The sequence below is a fragment of the Monashia sp. NPDC004114 genome (assembly GCF_053603855.1).
Genome location: NZ_JBSGGK010000023.1, coordinates 1 through 14,998 on the forward strand (window position 1 = coordinate 1; position 14,998 = coordinate 14,998).

Genomic DNA, 14,998 nt, shown 5'->3' on the forward strand with positions numbered 1-14,998 from the left:
CCTCGAACACCAACGGCTCCAGGTTCGCCCGCGCGGCATACACCCCCGCGGTGTACCCGGCCGGGCCGGAACCGATGATGATCACGTTGCGGACGCCGGTGCTCACGTGTGGCTCTCCTTGTCGTGGGTCTGGGGCGATGTCGACGGCGCTGCTGCTCCGCGTCGCGCCAGGAAGGCGTCGATCAGGGCGGCGGCCTCGGAGCCGGAGCCGACGGCCGCGATCGTCGCACGCTCGAGGTCGAGTGACGCGGTGAACCCGCGGTCGGCGGCACCGCGGACGAGCCGGCGCGTTCTCCCGAGCGCGCGCGCCGGCCCCGCGGCGAGGCTCCGCGCCAGTGCCAGAGACTCGGCCTTCACGTCGGCGTCGGCGCACACCCGGGTGACGATCCCCCAGTCACGGGCCTCCGCGGCGGTGAGCGCACGGTTCGTCAGCGTGAGCTCGAGGGCGCGCCCGGTCCCGACCGCGCGCGGCAGGAGCCACGACGTGCCGCAGTCGGGGGTCAGCCCGATCGCCGCATAGCCGCTGACGAACCGCGTCGACTCGCCCGCGATGACGAGGTCGGCCGACAGCATCAGTGCGAGGCCGGCCCCAGCGACCGCGCCGTGGACGCCCGCGACGACCGGCACGTCGAGGGCGTCGATGCGTCGGACCACCGCGTGGGCCGCATCGGCCAGCCCGGCGAGAAAGTCGCCGCGGTCCGGGGCGGTCGCCATCGCTCCGACGTCGCCGCCACCGCAGAAGCGCGCACCGCTTCCTTGCAGGAGCACGACCCGGATCGTGTCGTCCGCGGCCACCCGAGTCACAGCGTCGTCGAGGGCAGCGACGAGCGCGTGGTCGAGGGCGTTGGCGGCTGCCGGCCGGTTGAGGGTGAGGACGGCGACTCCGCCGTCGGCGGCGAACAGGACGGGCCGATCGGACACGATGGATCCCTTTCAGCGGGTGTGGGACCGGATGGAAGGCAGCAGGCCGACGCGCGCCCGTAGAACAGCGCGAAGGCGAATCAACCGCATAGAATGCGCGGAGCGTCCACGGCCGGTGGAGCACCGGAGGCGCCAAGCACAGGGGCGCGGGAAAGGAGACCGACGATGGTCGTAGACGAGACGACCGCGACGCGCGCGCCGCGACGGGCACGCCGCCACGAGAAGGTCGCCGAGCAGGTGGCGAGGGAGATCCTGCGCGAGATCCAGCGGCAGGGACTGCGCGCCGGAGCGACCCTCCCGTCGGAGTCGGTCATGCTCGAGCGTTTCGACATCGGTCGCGGCTCGCTTCGCGAGGCCTTGCGCATCCTCGAGGTCAACGGACTCGTGACCATCAAGACCGGCCCTGGCGGTGGACCCATCGTCGCCGAGTCCAACCCCGCGAGCTTCGGCCAGATGTGGACCCTCCACCTCCAGTCGATCGGCGCCACCTACCGCGAGCTCCTCGAGGCACGCGTCGAGTACGAGTCGGTCCTGGCCCGCCGAGCAGCCGAGCGTGTGACACCCGAGCGCACCGCCAGCATCAAGGCGACCATCGAGGAGGCAAGCACCCTCCTCGACGACGACGTGCAGTACGCCTCGTCCGCAAGCGGGTTCCACACGGCGGTCTGCATTGCCGGGGACAACAGCGTGATGGCCTTGGCGGCGAATGCCATCTCGTCGCTGTGGTCTCGCCGCGTCACCACCGTGCTGTTCGCGCCTGAAGACCGGCCGTTGATCCTCCAGCAGCACCGGGACATCACCAGGGCCATCGAGCGGGGCAACGGCCGGCAGGCCGAGAAGCTCATGCGCGAGCACATGCAGGCGTACCGCGACTACTGCGAGAGGCGGTATCCCGCCCGCCTGGACGACATCGTCGACTGGAGCTGACGACTCATCTGGCGGCTGTTCGCTGTACATATGAATAGTATGCAGGAATAGGATCCATCGATCGACGGTGCAGGAACGTCAGATCCGTCACGCCGGTCAGTCAGTAGCCCTGGGTGCGGTACTCGCCGACCCGGTCACCCGGGACCTCCGGCGTCTCCCCGGCCGTGAGCAGCCGAAGCGAGGTCAGCAGCCAGCCCTGCGGGGTGCGCCGGAAGGTGTCCACGTATCGGGCCCATCGGTGGCGATCGGCGCGGCCCGTCGCCGGGTCGAATCGCTGCCACGAGTACAGGTAGCACCGAAGGACCGCCTCGCCCGCCGATGGGAAGTCGACCTCGAAGTTCGTCAGCTGGTGACTGCTCGCGACCACGGGACCGAGCGCGCCGGCATACCACTCGCGGATCGCATCGCGTCCCGCGAGCGGTCGGGAGGGGTCGTAGGCCGCGACCGCATCGGCGGCGAACGACGCGACCATCGCCTGAGCGTCACCCGCGTCGGCGGCCCGCGCGAACGCGAGCTTCACGGCGACGACCGCCTCGCGGTCCAGGAGCCGGGCCACAACCTCTTCGCGCAACATGCTGCCTCCATTGACCAGTCGATTCATACGCATTAATATCACGGGTGTCCTCAGGCGGACCGGGAGCCACTCCTGATGCCCCGAGAGTGACACGCGTCCGGCGTCCTCGCCGCCGACCACCCACGATGATCCGCGACGACGCATCAGGCACCGCCGCGAGAGACAGGAGCGATGACGATGAAGCTGGCCGGACGGATCGCCCTCGTGACGGCGGCGGGATCAGGGATGGGACGGGCCGCCTGCGAGCGGTTTGCCGCCGAAGGCGCACACGTCATCGTCACCGACCTCTCGCTCGAGGCCGCCCAAGGAACAGTCGATGCGATCGAAGCAGCCGGCGGGTCCGCCGAGGCCCATCGGGTCGACATGGCCGACCTTCAAGGCCTCACGGCCCTCGTCGCGGGGATCCGCGAGCGCCATGGCGTCCTGCACGTGCTCTACAACCACGCCGGCATCCCCGGCGCGAGCGGAATCGACATCAGCGAGAGCGAGTTCGACCTCGCGGTCGACGTCAACGTCAAGGGCGGCTTCTTCCTCACCGCACAGTGCGAGGACCTCCTCGAGGCAGCCGGTGGCACGGGGTCGGTCATCTTCACCGCCTCGGTCTCGGGTGTCGTCGGCTCTCCGCTGAGCCCGCTCTACTCGATGACCAAGGGCGCCGTCGTCCTCCTGGCCAAGAGCCTTGCACTCCGCCTGGCGCCCAAAGGGATCCGCGTCAACGCGATCTGCCCGGGTCCCATCGCGACCTCGATGCTGCCCCAGTTCTTCGGCCGCGACACCGACGCCGACGTGTCGGACGTCATCGAGAAGTTCACGGTCAACGTGCCCCTGGGTCGACCGGGCCGAGCCGACGAGATCGCAGCGGCAGCATCGTTCCTCGCCTGCGACGACGCCAGCTTCGTCACCGGTGTGGCGCTCCCCGTCGACGGCGGGTACCTCGCCCGCTGACTCCAGGCTCTCGAGACACGTCCCCCGACGCCCGATGGCGTCGGGGGACGTTCTCGTCGAAGGGGATCCGCCGCTGATCCACCTCAGGGGGTAGCCCACTGAACGTGCTGCGGCTCGAGGAACTCGTGGATACCCCAGCGTCCGAGCTCGCGGCCGACTCCGCTGGCGCCGAAGCCGCCCATGACCGCGTCGGGACGGAACCCGCCCCCGCCGTTGATCGACACCGCACCTGCGCGCAGGCGCGGCGCGAGCGCCCGTGCGGCCGCGAGGTCGGCGGAGTAGATGTAGGCGTGGAGGCCGTAGAGCGAGTCGTTGGCGATGTCGATCGCCTCGTCGACAGAGTCATAGGGCAGGGCGACCGAGACCGGCCCGAAGATCTCCTCCTGGGCGACGGGCCACGAGTTGTCGACATCGGCGAGGACAACCGGGTTCGTGAACCAGCCGCGCTCCAGGTCGGGCCGCCCGCCGCCCGCGAGGACACTGCCTCCCTGGGCGAGCGCCGCCGCGACGTAGCCTTCGACCCGGTCGCGGTGCTCGCGAGTGATCATCGGCCCGACGACGGTGTCCGGGTTACGTGGGTCACCGACGGTGACGCCTGCGATGGTCACACGGGTCACGTCGACGAACTCGTCCCAGCGCGACCGGTGGACGAGGATCCGGGTGGGCGCCGCACACGCCTGACCACCGTTGCGGCAGTAGCGCAGGTGCAATGCCGGAGTGACCGTCGCGACGTCGGCGTCGGGCAGGAGAATGGCCGGCGACTTGCCACCCAGCTCGAGCACGACCCCCGCGAGGTGCGAGGCCGCCTGCCGCATGACGTGCTTGCCCACCTCCACGGACCCGGTGAAGGTGACCTTGGCGACGTGGGGATGCTCCGTGAGGCGCTGGGCCGCAGCCGCGTCGCCGACCAGCACGTTGACGACTCCCGGCGGGAAGCCGGCCTCCTGCACGAGCCGGGCGAGCAGCAGGGTCGCGACCGGCGTGCGGGGCGAGGGCATCAGCACGACCGTGCAGCCGGTCGCGAGGGCCGGGCCGAGCTTGTGGACCGCGAGGGTCAGCGGGTAGTTGTACGCGGCGATCGCTGCGACGACCCCGACAGGTCGGTAGCCGACGACGCTGTGGGAGGGTCCGGGCACGGTGTGCGGACCGAGGTCCTCGGTGCGGTCGACGGGCGCCTGGTCGGCGTACCAGCGCAGGTGCTCGATCGGCCACGCCACCTGGAGCGGGCCGGAAATCGAGATCGGCGTGCCCGCCTCGGTGAGAACGGCGTCGGCGAGCTCGTCCTGATGCGCCTCCATCAGGTCGGCGAGACGGTGCATCAGCGCGCGCCGCTCCTCACCGGTGGAGTCGGCCCACGCGCCACGACGGAATGCTGCCCTCGCCGCCTCGACCGCCAGGTCGACCTCCCCGGCGTCGGCCGCACGAATGGCGGCGACAACCTCCTCGGTCGCCGGGTCCTCGACCTCGACGACGGGGCCGCTGCCGTCGATCTCGTCCCCGCCGACGAGCAGACGCAGCTCGCCCCAGCGACTCGTCGAGGTCACGGGCGGGGTGGCCGTTTCGGACGTCATGTGCACCTCCATGGTTGGTGATCCATGCTAACAATTGGCTACGTTCTTGACTACCATATGCATAGATTCTAGAGTCAGTCATCCACCACCACCGAGGAGAACCATGAAGGCTCGACCGGCTCTCGACGGCGTCCGGATCGTCGAGTTCGCCCATGTGATCGCCGGCCCGCTGGCCGGGACCCTGATGGCCGACCTGGGTGCCGACGTCGTCCACGCCGAGGACCCAGTACACGGTGACCCCGGACGCCGACAAGGTCCGACCAAGGACGGCGAGTACCTGTGGTGGAAGGTGTCCGGGCGCAACAAGCGGTCCGTGACGCTCGACCTGCGCACGCCGGAGGGACAGGCCGTCGCGCACGACCTCGTCCGGTGGGCCGACGTCGTCATCACGAACTTCCGGGTGGACACGCTCAAGCGCTGGCACCTCGACTGGGCTGCGCTCCACGAGGTGAACCCGCGCCTCGTCATGCTCCAGATCACCGGCAACGGAACCACGAGCACGGCTTACAACGAGCCGGGGTTCGGCAAGGTCGGCGAGGCCCGCAGCGGCGTCGTCCACGTGACCGGCTTCCCCGACGGCCCGCCCGTCCACACCGGCTTCTCGCACGCGGACACGACGACCGCCCTCATGGGTGCGTTCGCGGTGGCCGCGGCGCTGGTCCGGCGCGACGACGAGGACTTCCAGGGCGAGTGGATCGACATCGCTCTCTTCGAGACGCTCTTCCGGCTGATCGAGTGGCAGGTCATCTTCACCGACCAGTTCGGCGAGGCCCCCCTGCGTGCGGGCAACCAGCTCGCCGTCGCTCCGGGAGCCGTGGTCAACACGTACCTCACGAAGGACGAGCACTGGCTGACGGTCACCTCGGCCACCCCGAGGTCGGTGTCGAACATCGCCCGCATGCTCGGTGAGCCCGAGGACGAGTACCGCAGCGTCGAGGCGCAGGCCGCGCGCAAGGAGCGTCTCAACACGTTGTTGGAGGCCTGGATCGGCGAGCGGACCGCAGACGAGTGCCTCCAGGTGATGAAGGACCTCGAGGTCGTGGCGTCACGCATCTACAGCGCGACCGACATCCTCGAGGACCAGACCTACGCCGAGCGCGGCGACATCATCAGCGTCCCCGACGAGAAGCTCGGCGAGGTGAAGATGCAGGGCGTCGTCCCGATGCTGCACCAGCGGCCTGGGTCCGTCTGGCGCTCGGGTCCGAAGCTCGGCGAGGACAACGACCTCGTCTACGGCGAGTGGCTCGGCTACGACCCGCACCGCGTATCGGACCTTCGCGCACAGGGCGTGATCTGACGATGCCGCACCACGACGTCGGGACGCGACCGGGCAAGTCCGCGCACCGGTCGGTCCGCACCGTCTTCGAGGCACCCATCCTCGACGAGCGGAAGTGGGCCAAGATCCCCTCCATCGACGCCGACGTGTTCTTCCTCGACCTCGAGGATGCCGTTGCGCCTGCGCGCAAGGAGGAAGCCCGTGAGCGCGCGCTCGGCTTCCTCCACGACCCGGCATACTTCGAGGGCCGCCGCACCCTCGCCCGCCCGAACCACCTGTCGACGCCCTGGGGACGCGACGATGTCATCGCGTTGGCGGAGGCGGGTGCCGAGCTCGTCGCGTACCCGAAGATCTCGTCCTACGAGGAGCTCCTGGAGGCTCTCGAGCTGTTCGAGCAGCACGGCGCGAGGCCGGACGTCTACGCGATCGTCGAGACACCGGGTGCGCTCGTCGACATCGCGCGGATCGCGGCGCACCCGCAGGTCGTTTCGATGATGTTCGGGCCGGGCGACCTCAGCGTCGAGATGGAGATCCCGCTGTTCGACCCCGACGGCGAGCTCAACGCGATCTTCCACCCGCTCAAGGCGACTGCAGTCGTCGCGGCGCACGCAGCACGCATCGCCATCACCGACATCGTGTTCGCGCCGGACTACCGCGACCTCGACGACGTCCGCCGGCGCGCAGAGGCGAGCAAGCGCCTCGGCTTCACCGGCATGGCGTGCTTCTACCCGCCGCACGTGCCGATCCTCAACGAGGTGTTCACCCCGTCGGACGAGGAGACCCGCAGGGCCCGTGAGCTGGTCGAGATCTACGAGAGCGTGCGCTCCGAGGGCAAGCCCGCGGCCCTCACCGAGGACGGGCAGACGATCCTCGTCCACGACTACGAGAAGGCACGCGCTCTCCTGGCCAGGGCACAGTAGACGCGATGCGCCTTCGCGCGTCAGATGCGTTCGATGATCGTGGCGTTCGCCGTGCCGCCGCCCTCGCACATGGTCTGCAGGCCATAGCGCCCGCCGGTGCGACGGAGGTGGTGGACCATGCTGGTCATGAGCCGGGCGCCGGTCGCCCCGAGCGGGTGCCCCAGCGCGATGGCGCCGCCGTTGGGGTTGGTGCGTGACGGGTCGGCCCCGGTCTCCTTCAGCCAGGCGAGGACGACCGGTGCGAAGGCCTCGTTGACCTCGAAGACGTCGATGTCCTCGACGGACAGCCCTGCCCTGGCAAGCACTACGTCGGTCGCCGGGATGGGGCCGGTCAGCATGAGCACGGGGTCGGAGCCGACGGCCGCCATCGCCCTCACCTTTGCCAGCGGACGCAGCCCGTGCCGCTCGACCGCGGCCGCGGATGCGACGAGGAGGGCGGCCGCCCCGTCGGAGATCTGGCTCGCGACGGCCGCTGTGATCCGCCCGTCAGGGCGCAGCGTCGCAAGACCCGCCATCTTCTCGAGCGTCGTGTCGCGGCGGGGGCCCTCGTCGGCGGAGACGCCGTATGCCGCCACGATCTCCTCGTCGAAGGCGCCGGACGCCTGGGCGGCGAGCGCCCGTCGGTGGCTCTCGAGCGCGAAGCTCTCCATGTCGGCGCGGGTGACGCCCCACTGCTCGGCGATGAGCTCTGCGCCGCGGAACTGTGAGATCTCCTGGTCGCCGTAGCGCTGGACCCACCCCTCCCCCGCCCACGGGGCCGGCATCCCGAGGTCGACCCCGACATGCACCGGGCTCTGGAGCGGGACCGAGCTCATGCTCTCGACCCCACCCGCGACGACGAGGTCGGCCTGGTCGCTCATGACCGCCTGCGCGGCGAAGTGGACCGCTTGCTGCGAGGAGCCGCACTGCCGGTCGAGGGTCACGCCCGGGACGCTCTCGGGCAGTCCTGCGGTGAGCCATGCCATGCGGGCGATGTTCCCGCTCTGCGGGCCCAGCTGGTCGACGCAGCCGAGGTAGACGTCGTCGACGCTGGCCGGATCCACTCCGGCGCGTTCGACGAGCTCCCTCAGGACGACCGCGGCGAGGTCGGCGGGGTGCACCTGGGCCAGGCCGCCCCTGCGCCGCCCGACCGGGGTGCGCACGGCCTCCACGATGTAAGCGTCCACGGGTCGTCCTCCTGTCTGGGCGCGGCCCGGCGGGTCGGCCGGGTCGGCCGGGTCGACCGGGTCGGCCGGGTCGGCCGGGTCGGCCGGGTCGGCCGGGTCGCGGGTGGTGAGCTCGCTCATGCGGCGCCGGCCGCGACCTCGAGGAGCCGCTCGATGGTGGGCGGCAGCGTCTCCTGGTAGGGGTCCACGTGCCGACCCGTGCGATGGCGGTGCAGGTTGTGGGACATGATCGCGCCCATCCGGAAGGCTCCGAGCCGGACGAACCAGGCGGCATCGGGGACATCTGCCCCGACCGCGCGGCCATAGGTGGCCAGGACGTGGTCGACCCCCGGCACGACGACGTCGGTGCGGGCGATGCCCGGGAAGTGGCCGAGGTCGGCGAAGGTCGCGAGCCAGCCGAGGTCGACGCGCGGGTCGCCGTGGGTCCAGATCTCCCAGTCGACGACCGCCCGTGGCTCGACACCCTCGAAGAGGACGTTGCCGAGCCGGAAGTCACCGTGCACGAGCCCGACCTTCCACGGGTCGGGGACCTGAGTGCCCAGAGCGACGGCAGCCTGCTCGCCGAGGGACCGGAACCCCTCGTCGCCGGCCGCGACGATCTGCGCGAACTGCCCGAGCTCGGCGGCCGGGGTGCGGACCGGTTCGGCAGCCAGCTCCCCCATCGGGACGGCATGCAGGTCGGCGAGCAGCTCTGTGACGACGTCGAACCGCTTGCGCACGAGGGACGCTGGCAGGTCAGCGCCCGTGTCGTCGATGGCCGGCTCGACCGCCTCACCCGCCGCAAACGAGACGACGGCGAGTGGCTGCTCGCCCTCCTCGGTGGCGATGACCTCAGGGGCGGGGACGTGCGGGCCGACCTGCGCCATGGCCCGCGCCTGCCGGAGGACGTCATGGCGGCCGACGGCAGGCCGGCCCGGAGCCGCCACCTTGACGACGACCCGTCCGCTCCGCGCGGTGACGCACTGGAGGGTGATGCCTGAATGGCCACCGGGCAGGGGGCGGAGGTCGGCCACGGGCTCGCCGAGCAGGCGCTCGAGCCGGGCCACGAGCTCGGGTGTCACCACCCCGGCGGCGCTCACGCGGCCCTCGCTCCTGCGGTCCAGGTCATCGGCGACTGCTCCTCTGCTCCGAGATGATTTCTGACCATCATTATCATATGCTAGACCCTAGAAGCGCCGGGGATGTGGCCGGGGCCACAGAGGGGAAGGTGGTTGCGGAGATGGTCGGCGACCTGACACAGGCTGGCACGGCGAGACCACGACTGCGCCGCACCGAGAAGGTGTCGCAGAGTGTGGCCCGCGAGATTGTCCGGACCATCGTCGAGGAACGGCTCGAGCCCGGGTCCGTCCTGCCGGCCGAGGCCGAGATGGTCCATGAGTTCGGGGTCGGCAGGGCCTCCCTGCGCGAGGCACTGCGCCTCCTCGAGGTCCAGGGGCTGGTGGCGATGAAGCCCGGCCCCGGGGGCGGTCCCGTCGTGGGCGCGGCCGACGCGACCCACTTCGGCCGGATGGCGACCCTCTTCTTCCAGCTCGCCGGCGCGACCTTCGCCGACCTGCTCGAGGCTCGCATCGCCCTGGAGCCGATGATGGTGCACCAGCTGACCGAAGCCCAGGACCCGAACCTCATCGGGGTCCTCGAGGGGCTCCTCGGGGCCGACCTCGAGGACGAGCGCAGCTACGTCGAGCGGGCGGTCGGATTCCACGACCTCATCGCCTCGAGCACGAAGAACCCGGTCCTCAACCTCGTGAGCTCGGCGATCATCCACTGCTATGCCGCACGGGTGCCGGGGGCGTCGTTCCCCGCGGGACGCCGGCACGAGGTCGTCAACGAGCACCTCGCGATCCTTCGAGCGGTCGTCGGGCGCCGACCCGACGAAGCCGAGGCGCTGATGCGGCAGCACATGGAGTCGACCCGCGCCGACGTCCTGGCGCGATATCCCGGACTCCTGGACGAGCTCGTCGGGTGGGACTGACGGATCCGACCCGGTGACAGCGCCGATCAAATCCCTTATTATAGTTGATATGAATCAACCTGCCGCCTCGTTCTTCACCGACCGCGTCGCCATCGTGACGGGCGCCACCCGCGGCATCGGGCGCGCCACTGCCGAGCTGCTCGTCGAGCGGGGAGCCAAGGTGCTGGTCGTCGCCCGCAAGCCCGAAGAGGTCAGTGAGACGGTCGCGGCTCTCGGTGAGGCCAGCACGGTCGGCTATGTCGCCAACGTGCGCGACCCCGAGGGCCCCGCCGGGATCGCGCAGGCCGCGCGGGCCGCCTTCGGACGCATCGACTTCGTCGTCAACAACGCGGGGGCCAACGCGAGCTACGGGCCTCTTCTCGGCATCCAGCGCGACGCCTTCCTCACCACGGTGACGGTCAACGCATGGGCACCCCTGGCCCTCGTCCAGGCCGCCGTCGAGGCCGGGCTCGGCGAGCACGATGGCGCCGCGGTGGTCAACGTCAGCACGATCGGGGCCCGTCAGGTGCAGCCGCTCGTGGCGGGCTACACCGCGAGCAAGGCCGCCCTGGACGTCATCACCAAGGGGCTGGCCCGCGAGCTGGGGCCACGCGGCATACGCGTCAACGGGGTGTCCCCCGGGCTGGTGCAGACGACGATGGCGGGCATCCTCTGGGAGGGCGACCGCGGCACCGAGGAGGCCGAGATCCTCCCGCTGCAGCGCCTCGGCCAGCCGCGCGACATCGCAGGCGCGGTGGTCTTCCTCCTCTCGGACGAGGCGCGGTGGATGACCGGCGGGATGCTCGATGTCGACGGCGGCCGGCTCCTCGTCGGCGGCGAGCCGCGCAACCTCATCGGCGAGTACGACCTGTCGATCGACTCCAACGTCCACTGAGGGACGCTGAGGGACGCTCAGGGGACGCCGGAGGACGCCCGCTGAGTGACGGCGCCGGCCATCACAGAGCGGGCGAGGGCACGCCTCACCAGTCGGCGGGCTTCTCCTTGTAGTTGAGGAAGGTGTACTCGGCCTTCTGGACCTGCTCGCCGTGCTGGTTCGTCACCCGCATCTCCCACGTGGCGAGGCCGAACTTCTCGTTCTTGTCCTTCTTCTCGAGCAGCACGCACTCGACCTTGACGGTGTCGCCGATGAAGACCGGCTTGGTGAAGCGCAGCTTGTCGAGGCCGTAGAACGCGGCGACCGCGCGGCCGGTGGTGAACAGGCCCTGGCTCATCGCGAGGACGAGGCTTCCCTGCACGAGGCGCTGGCCGAACGGGGTGTCCTTGGCGAACTCGACGTTCGAGTGGATCTCGACCCAGTTGCCCGTGAGCATCATGAACTGGACGACGTCGGTCTCGGTGACGGTCCGGCCGCGCGAGAGCCCGGTCGACTCACCGACCTCGATCTCGTTCCAGAACTTGTCGACTGCCAGCTGCACCTCAGCACCCCTTCCAGACCGGGTCGCGCTTCTCGACCCACGCACGCGGACCCTCCACGGCGTCCTCGCTCGCGTACACGCGGGCGAAGTGCTCGTCGGCGGCGTCCCACGCCGCCGACTGACCCAGCTCGGCTGCCGCCTGGATCGAGCGCCGGGTGGCCTCGACCGTGAGCGGGGCCGAGCGCACGACCTTGGCGGCAAGCTCGTATGCCGTGTCGAGGAGCGCTTCGGGAGCGACGACGTGGTTGACCAGGCCGACCTCGTAGGCCCGCTGGCCGGTGACCGTCGCACCGGTGACGGCCATCTCGAACCACACCTTGCGCGGGATCTGCTGCGCGAGCGCGACCGACCAGGGGGCGCCACGGCTGATCATCGCCTCGGGCATCCGGAACTTCGCGGTCGTCGATGCCACCGCCAGGTCAGCCAGCATGGTGTAGAGCACACCGCCGCCTACTGCGTAGCCGTTGACGGCCGCGATCCACGGCTTGTCGACGACCTCGTTGTGGCCCGGCATGACGACGAAGTCCTTGCCGAGGTTCTGCGACGCGTTCGCCATCATCTCCTTGAGGTCGCCACCGGCGCAGAAGGCCTTCTCCCCGGCCCCGGTCAGGACCGCGACACGCGAGTCCTCGTCCAGGTTGAACCGGCGGAAGGCGGCCCGCAGCCCGTCCCGGACCGGCTTCGACAGCGCGTTGTACGTGTCGGGCTGGTTGATCGTGATCGTCGTGACGTGGTCGCGGGTCACGTAGAGGACGGCGTCATCGGGCAACGGGCTCACCCCGTTCGGCGGAAGCGCGGACGATGCCACGACTGACGAGTGCCTCGACCTCTTCGACCGAGAGGCCCAGCTCCGCGAGCACTTCCTCAGCGTGCTCGCTGAGCAGCGGCGGCGGCTTGACGACTGCTCCCCCGGTGCCGTGCAGGCGAATCGGCGAGGTGCTGTCGGGGACCTTGACGACCCGGCCGTCGGCGCAGGTGACCTCGGCGACCGCCGGCCGGTGTTCCATCTGCGCCTGCTCGAGCATCTGCGAGATCGTCAGCACCGGGCCGAACAGGGCTCCCGCACGGGCGAACTCGGCCTCCCACTCTGCCGTGGTGCGCTGGGTCATGACCTCGGTGACCACGGCCCGCAGCTCGGGCCGGTTGGTCAGTCGCTTCTGGTTCGTCTCGAAGCGGGGGTCGGTCGCGAGCTCGGGACGCCCGAGGGCGGCGCAGAAGCGCGGCCACGTGTCCTCGGTCCACGACCCGGCGATCACGGGCCCGTCTGCGGTCGGGAACACCTCGTAGGGCGCGACCGTGGAGTGGGCGGTGCCCTGCCCCTGCGGCTCCTTGCCGGTGGCGTACAGCTCGGCGAGGCGCGTCGTGTGGGTGAAGGCCAGCGCGTGGAGCAGCGAGACGTCGACCCACTGGCCCTCACCGGTCCGCTCGCGCGCCAGCAGAGCCATGAGCACGCCCTGTATGCCGCTCATCGCGCCCATGATGTCGCCGACCGGGACCCCCGCCCGCGCCGGGTCACCGGGGTTGCCGGTGACCGCGATGATCCCGCTCATGGCCTGGATCACCGGGTCGGTCGCTGGGCGGCGGGACCACGGGCCCTCCTGGCCGAAGGCCGACACCGAGCAGTAGACGAGGCGAGGGTTGATCTCGCGCAGCGCCTCGTACCCGATGCCGATGGCGTCGGCGACGCCCGGCCGGTAGTTCTCCATGACGACGTCGGCCGTCTCGACCAGCCGTTTCACGAGGGCGATGCCCTCCTCGGAGCGCAGGTCGATCGCGATCGACCGCTTGCCGTGGTTGTAGGCGATGAAGGCCTGGCCGTCGAGCTCGAGTGGCTCCCCCGGCATACGGATGGAGCGGGCCGGGTCGCCGTCGGGGACCGACTCGATCTTCACGACGTCGGCGCCGAAGTCACCCATGATCGTCGTGGCATACGGCCCCGCCAGGTGCCGGGTGAAGTCGAGCACCCGGATCCCGGCGAGCGGTCCTTGCGTTGCCATGCCTGTCCTTCGCGGTTGGTGGTGCGCTGTGGCGCGGGTCGTCGTGCGCGGTGGCGCGGGTCGCGCGGCTCGTGGCCTGCCTCGGCTCAGGTCCGCAGGGCCTTGCGCATGGTCCCGGCGATGATCGAGCGCTGGATCTGGCTCGTGCCGCCGCCGATCGTCGACTGCATGCCCTCACGGAAGTACCGCTCCATGTCGGCCTCGGGGAGCATGCCGTGGCCACCCATGACCTGGACGCCCTGGCGCGAGACCTTCTGCAGCGTCTCCGAGGCGAGGAGCTTTGCCATCGACACCTCGCGCAGCGCGGGCTGACCCTCGACGACGGTCGCCGCGGCGCGGTAGGTGATGAGGCGGGCGGCGTCGACCTCCGTCTGCATGTCGGCGAGCATGTGCTTGAGGACCTGGAACTCGTAGATCGGCTTGCCGAACTGGTGTCGCTGGGTCGCGTAGAGCAGCGCGTCGTCGACGGCCTGCTGCGCCGTGCCGACATACCCCGAGGCACCGGCGATCCGCTCGAGCTCGAGGTTGCTGCCGATGATCTCCCAGCCCTGGCCCTCCTCGCCGAGACGGTTGTCCGCGGGCACGCGGACCTCGTCGAGGAACACCTGGTAGGTGCCCATGCCGCGGCGGGCGAGGGTGTTGAGCTTGCGCAGCGTGATGCCCGGCAGGTTGTTGGGGATGATGATCGTCGACAGGCCCTCGTGCTTCGGGGCGTCGGGGTTCGTGCGGACGAGCATGAGGATGTGCGCGCCGTCCAGGCCCGACCCCGAGATCCACTGCTTGGCCCCGGTGATGACGTACTCGTCGCCGTCGCGGACCGCACGGGTCGCGGTGGCGGCGGCGTCGGACCCGGCCTCCGGCTCGGAGATGCCGATCGAGAACTTGTAGCGGCCCTCGACGAACGGCTTGATGAAGCGCTCGAGCTGGTCGGCGTTGCCGAACTTGATGAGGTTCTGCGCCGTGAACGACGGGGTGTTGACCACGGCGGCGGCGAAGTCGAAGCCGTACCGTCCCGCGGCCTCGCACATCAGCGCGTACGACATCGCGTCGGCCCCGGAGCCCCCGAGCTCCTCGGGGATCAGCAGGCTGTGCCAGCCCTCCTTGACGATCTTCTCGTAGCCCTCGTGGTAGTACTCGCGCCCCATGTCGCACTCGCGGATGTACTCCCGGGTGATCTGCTTCTCCATGAACTTGAAACAGGTGTCACGCCAGGCCTGCTGGTCCTCAGTGAGGAAGTTGAAGAACGTCATGGTGACCTCTCGTGTCTGCGGTGGTCGTCGGTGACCGGCGGTCAGTGGCTCGTAAGGCCGAACC

At 70.3% G+C, this 14,998-nt stretch carries 16 protein-coding genes; 6 read left to right on the forward strand and 10 right to left on the reverse strand.

Translation table 11 applies throughout. The annotated features are described in order from the left end of the window. Positions 1 to 106: FAD-binding protein (locus ACWEOW_RS21930; protein ID WP_452271444.1), on the reverse strand; the 106-nt coding region annotated here is incomplete at its 3' end. Continuing rightward, positions 103 to 921: an enoyl-CoA hydratase/isomerase family protein gene (locus ACWEOW_RS21935; protein WP_452271369.1), complete on the reverse strand. Its 819-nt coding sequence runs from the start codon at positions 919 to 921 to the stop codon at positions 103 to 105. The genes ACWEOW_RS21930 and ACWEOW_RS21935, both read right to left, overlap by 4 nt. A 165-nt stretch (positions 922 to 1,086) precedes the next feature. On the opposite strand from ACWEOW_RS21935, the gene ACWEOW_RS21940 reads away from it, so the two are divergent. Beyond that, positions 1,087 to 1,848: a FadR/GntR family transcriptional regulator gene (locus ACWEOW_RS21940; RefSeq protein WP_452271370.1), complete on the forward strand. Its 762-nt coding sequence runs from the start codon at positions 1,087 to 1,089 to the stop codon at positions 1,846 to 1,848. Between the two features lie 100 nt (positions 1,849 to 1,948). Here the strand turns inward: ACWEOW_RS21940 and ACWEOW_RS21945 are convergent, their stop codons facing one another. Next, a complete protein-coding gene (locus ACWEOW_RS21945; RefSeq protein WP_452271371.1) occupies positions 1,949 to 2,422 on the reverse strand; it encodes a nuclear transport factor 2 family protein in 474 nt (157 codons plus the stop codon). Between the two features lie 171 nt (positions 2,423 to 2,593). On the opposite strand from ACWEOW_RS21945, the gene ACWEOW_RS21950 reads away from it, so the two are divergent. Beyond that, positions 2,594 to 3,367 carry an SDR family NAD(P)-dependent oxidoreductase gene (locus ACWEOW_RS21950; RefSeq protein WP_452271372.1) on the forward strand — a complete coding sequence of 258 codons (774 nt, stop codon included), beginning with the start codon at positions 2,594 to 2,596 and terminating at the stop codon, positions 3,365 to 3,367. 83 nt (positions 3,368 to 3,450) lie between these two features. Here the strand turns inward: ACWEOW_RS21950 and ACWEOW_RS21955 are convergent, their stop codons facing one another. Next, the gene (locus ACWEOW_RS21955; protein WP_452271373.1) at positions 3,451 to 4,938 is read right to left on the reverse strand and encodes an aldehyde dehydrogenase family protein; all 1,488 of its coding nucleotides are present in this window, start codon (positions 4,936 to 4,938) and stop codon (positions 3,451 to 3,453) included. Positions 4,939 to 5,041: 103 nt separating this feature from the next. Here ACWEOW_RS21955 and ACWEOW_RS21960 point away from each other — a divergent pair, with 103 nt between their 5' ends. Together ACWEOW_RS21960 and ACWEOW_RS21965 are read left to right on the forward strand one after the other, a co-directional pair. Continuing rightward, the gene (locus ACWEOW_RS21960; protein WP_452271374.1) at positions 5,042 to 6,235 is read left to right on the forward strand and encodes a CaiB/BaiF CoA transferase family protein; all 1,194 of its coding nucleotides are present in this window, start codon (positions 5,042 to 5,044) and stop codon (positions 6,233 to 6,235) included. 2 nt (positions 6,236 to 6,237) lie between these two features. Beyond that, positions 6,238 to 7,134 carry an HpcH/HpaI aldolase/citrate lyase family protein gene (locus tag ACWEOW_RS21965; RefSeq protein ID WP_452271375.1) on the forward strand — a complete coding sequence of 299 codons (897 nt, stop codon included), beginning with the start codon at positions 6,238 to 6,240 and terminating at the stop codon, positions 7,132 to 7,134. Between the two features lie 20 nt (positions 7,135 to 7,154). Here the strand turns inward: ACWEOW_RS21965 and ACWEOW_RS21970 are convergent, their stop codons facing one another. Together ACWEOW_RS21970 and ACWEOW_RS21975 are read right to left on the reverse strand one after the other, a co-directional pair. After that, positions 7,155 to 8,420: an acetyl-CoA C-acetyltransferase gene (locus ACWEOW_RS21970; RefSeq protein WP_452271376.1), complete on the reverse strand. Its 1,266-nt coding sequence runs from the start codon at positions 8,418 to 8,420 to the stop codon at positions 7,155 to 7,157. After that, a complete protein-coding gene (locus ACWEOW_RS21975) occupies positions 8,417 to 9,379 on the reverse strand; it encodes a phosphotransferase family protein (RefSeq protein ID WP_452271377.1) in 963 nt (320 codons plus the stop codon). Before ACWEOW_RS21975 ends, ACWEOW_RS21970 begins: the two co-directional genes overlap by 4 nt. 140 nt (positions 9,380 to 9,519) lie before the next feature. On the opposite strand from ACWEOW_RS21975, the gene ACWEOW_RS21980 reads away from it, so the two are divergent. Together ACWEOW_RS21980 and ACWEOW_RS21985 are read left to right on the forward strand one after the other, a co-directional pair. Continuing rightward, a complete protein-coding gene (locus ACWEOW_RS21980) occupies positions 9,520 to 10,272 on the forward strand; it encodes a FadR/GntR family transcriptional regulator (RefSeq protein WP_452271378.1) in 753 nt (250 codons plus the stop codon). Positions 10,273 to 10,321: 49 nt separating this feature from the next. Continuing rightward, a complete protein-coding gene (locus tag ACWEOW_RS21985; RefSeq protein WP_452271379.1) occupies positions 10,322 to 11,146 on the forward strand; it encodes an SDR family oxidoreductase in 825 nt (274 codons plus the stop codon). 85 nt (positions 11,147 to 11,231) lie between these two features. Here ACWEOW_RS21985 and ACWEOW_RS21990 read toward each other — a convergent pair whose 3' ends face one another. The 4 genes from ACWEOW_RS21990 to ACWEOW_RS22005 all read right to left on the reverse strand — a co-directional run bounded on the left by ACWEOW_RS21990 (position 11,232) and on the right by ACWEOW_RS22005 (position 14,934). After that, positions 11,232 to 11,687, reverse strand: a complete 456-nt coding sequence (locus ACWEOW_RS21990; protein ID WP_452271380.1) for a MaoC/PaaZ C-terminal domain-containing protein — start codon at positions 11,685 to 11,687, stop codon at positions 11,232 to 11,234. 1 nt (position 11,688) lies between these two features. After that, positions 11,689 to 12,456, reverse strand: coding sequence for an enoyl-CoA hydratase/isomerase family protein (locus ACWEOW_RS21995; RefSeq protein ID WP_452271381.1), 768 nt, complete (start codon positions 12,454 to 12,456; stop codon positions 11,689 to 11,691). After that, entirely contained in the window at positions 12,446 to 13,684 is a 1,239-nt protein-coding gene (locus ACWEOW_RS22000) for a CaiB/BaiF CoA transferase family protein (RefSeq protein ID WP_452271382.1), read from the reverse strand. The genes ACWEOW_RS21995 and ACWEOW_RS22000 overlap by 11 nt, the downstream gene beginning before the upstream one ends. A gap of 86 nt (positions 13,685 to 13,770) precedes the next feature. Further along, positions 13,771 to 14,934: an acyl-CoA dehydrogenase family protein gene (locus ACWEOW_RS22005; RefSeq protein ID WP_452271383.1), complete on the reverse strand. Its 1,164-nt coding sequence runs from the start codon at positions 14,932 to 14,934 to the stop codon at positions 13,771 to 13,773. Positions 14,935 to 14,998 lie beyond the last annotated feature (64 nt).